Consider the following 2,113-nt stretch of genomic DNA (forward strand, 5'->3'; position numbering starts at 1 on the left):
CCTTTATTGTTATTTTTTGAGGCTTAATGTGCCACTAGTGCGTTTTTTCGGTTTACTTGTCGTATTCGGATTGACGTAATGCTGCTTCGGTTTGCTCGGTGTTTGAGGCTTGTTTTGCGGTCTGCCATGCTCACCTTGTGGCTTCGCGCGTTCACCTTGAGGTTTCGCTTTGTAATGCTCTTTCGCAGGGCGTGAGTTCTCATCATCACGTTGACGGCGCTTTTGCTGGCCTTTTTTAGAGTTAGGTGCATGACGGAACTCGTCAGCGTTATTACCACGGAAGGTGCGCGTTTTTTGATTGCGACGAGCAGTCGAACCTTGGTTCTCTTCTCGGCTATCAAACAGTTTCGCATCAGTCGCTTTACGAATATTACGACCTCGAGAATCTGTCTTTGACGCTTCCTCGGTACCAACTGAGCCATCGCACATTGCTAAAATTTCTGCGACTTCGTCATCGGTTAGGTAACGCCATTTACCATTTGGAATACCATCTAGAGAGATGTTCATGATGCGTACGCGGCGAAGTTTAAATACTTCGTAGCCGAGTGCTTCACACATACGGCGGATCTGACGGTTTAGGCCTTGCGTCAAAACAATACGGAAAGAGAACTTGGTTTCTTTCGTGACTTTACAAGGGAGTGTTACGGTATCGAGGATTCGAACACCGCTCGACATCTGTTTTAGGAATTCGTCCGTAATCGGCTTGTCGACACGCACCACGTATTCTTTTTCGTGGTTGTTACCAGCGCGCAGAATCTTGTTCACAATGTCGCCATCGTTAGTCAAGAAGATCAAACCATCCGAAGGTTTATCGAGTCGACCAATTGGGAAAATACGCTTTTTGTGACCGATGAAATCGACGATATTGCCGGGGATATCACGCTCAGTCGTACAGGTGATGCCTGTTGGCTTGTTGAGGGCGATATAAATCGGCTTTTCTTTTGAAGCGACAGGCTTGCCATCAACACAAACGTCGTCACCAGGTAGTACTTTGGTGCCCATTTCTGGCTGTTTGCCGTTAATGGTCACTCGACCTTCTTCGATCAGTTTATCGGCAGCGCGACGCGAGCAAAAGCCCGTTTCGCTGATGAATTTATTTAAGCGTTTCGCGTTGTCTTGTGACATATCGGTCTCCTAACGTTTCACAACGGCGGTGAATTTGATGACCCTTCCCGCGAGTGGGAAGGGGAAATAAGGTCGGGCATTCTAGCACCGAGGAGGAACTTAGCCTAACCGTTTTTGATGACGTTCGCGGTTTTCTAGTTTCTTGTCTGCGCTTTTTCTTAGCAATACATAAACAGCACCACTGCCACCGTGAAAGCGTTGTGCACTGTGCACGCATTGCACTTCTTTTATTTGTTGTAACCAACTGCTGACGAAGCTTTTCATTAATGCTGGTGGATTCGAACGTTCGCCACGGCCGTGCACAATCACAACAGTACGAATATCCATTGAGATACATTGCTTTAAGAACTTCACTACTTCATCACGCGCTTCTTTCAGCGTTTTACGATGCAAGTCTAAACGGGCTTGGATAGGGTACTTCCCAAGGCGAAGTTTGCGAAATACACCATCTTGAACACCATCTCGTTTGAACTCGACGAAGTCATCGGGTTTGAGCATTTCTGCATGATCGAGAGAAAGGTATTCTGGGTCATCTTCGGTGAGCCAAATCGCTGCTTCGCGTTTGGCAATATGTGCATCAGTCACTTGGTGGACTTTTTTGTGTTCAGCAGTGTCTTGGTTGATTGGCTTAACATCGCCCATCATCTGTTGAAACAGTTCAAAATCGTCATCGTGAGACATAGTGGCAATCTCATAAGAACAGGATAGGTAGATAGGATTATATCAACGAGATGTGGCAGAAGATCAAATAAAAAACCGGAGCAGGCAAGTAACCGGCTCCGGTGCAAAGCGTTTCTAGAGCTAAGCGAGATCTAGTGAGGAGATTTGTCGTTCATGATCTTATAGATGAAGAAACCGCCGTAAAACAGCATCAGACCAAATGCCCCAAAGATTACTATCATTGACGATAGACCCACTGCATTACCAAATAGGAGATCAAGCCAAAAGTCCATATGTTTCCTCCAAGATATTCCCGACAGGCATAAAA

Annotated in this window: 3 protein-coding genes; all 3 read right to left on the minus strand. The window is 46.1% G+C overall.

The window, feature by feature from the left end; all coding sequences use genetic code 11:
• Nucleotides 1-9: 9 nt before the first annotated feature.
• The 3 genes from rluF to R8269_RS23525 all read right to left on the minus strand — a co-directional run bounded on the left by rluF (nucleotide 10) and on the right by R8269_RS23525 (nucleotide 2,078).
• A complete protein-coding gene (gene rluF, locus R8269_RS23515) occupies nucleotides 10-1,125 on the minus strand; it encodes a 23S rRNA pseudouridine(2604) synthase RluF (RefSeq protein WP_318222693.1) in 1,116 nt (371 codons plus the stop codon).
• Nucleotides 1,126-1,224: 99 nt separating this feature from the next.
• Nucleotides 1,225-1,806 carry a DNA endonuclease SmrA gene (gene smrA / locus R8269_RS23520; RefSeq protein WP_005481355.1) on the minus strand — a complete coding sequence of 194 codons (582 nt, stop codon included), beginning with the start codon at nucleotides 1,804-1,806 and terminating at the stop codon, nucleotides 1,225-1,227.
• Nucleotides 1,807-1,937: 131 nt separating this feature from the next.
• Complete coding sequence (locus R8269_RS23525) at nucleotides 1,938-2,078, minus strand: DUF3149 domain-containing protein (RefSeq protein ID WP_005489851.1); 141 nt, start codon at nucleotides 2,076-2,078, stop codon at nucleotides 1,938-1,940.
• Nucleotides 2,079-2,113: the final 35 nt, after the last annotated feature.

It is taken from the genome of Vibrio sp. Vb0667 (assembly GCF_033391095.1).

What these genes read in the sequence shown, in the direction of transcription:
- rluF (WP_318222693.1), bottom strand. Translation starts at nt 1,125, where the DNA reads ATGTCACAAGACAACGCGAAACGCTTAAATAAATTCATCAGCGAAACG.
- smrA (WP_005481355.1), bottom strand. Translation starts at nt 1,806, where the DNA reads ATGTCTCACGATGACGATTTTGAACTGTTTCAACAGATGATGGGCGAT.
- R8269_RS23525 (WP_005489851.1), bottom strand. Translation starts at nt 2,078, where the DNA reads ATGGACTTTTGGCTTGATCTCCTATTTGGTAATGCAGTGGGTCTATCG.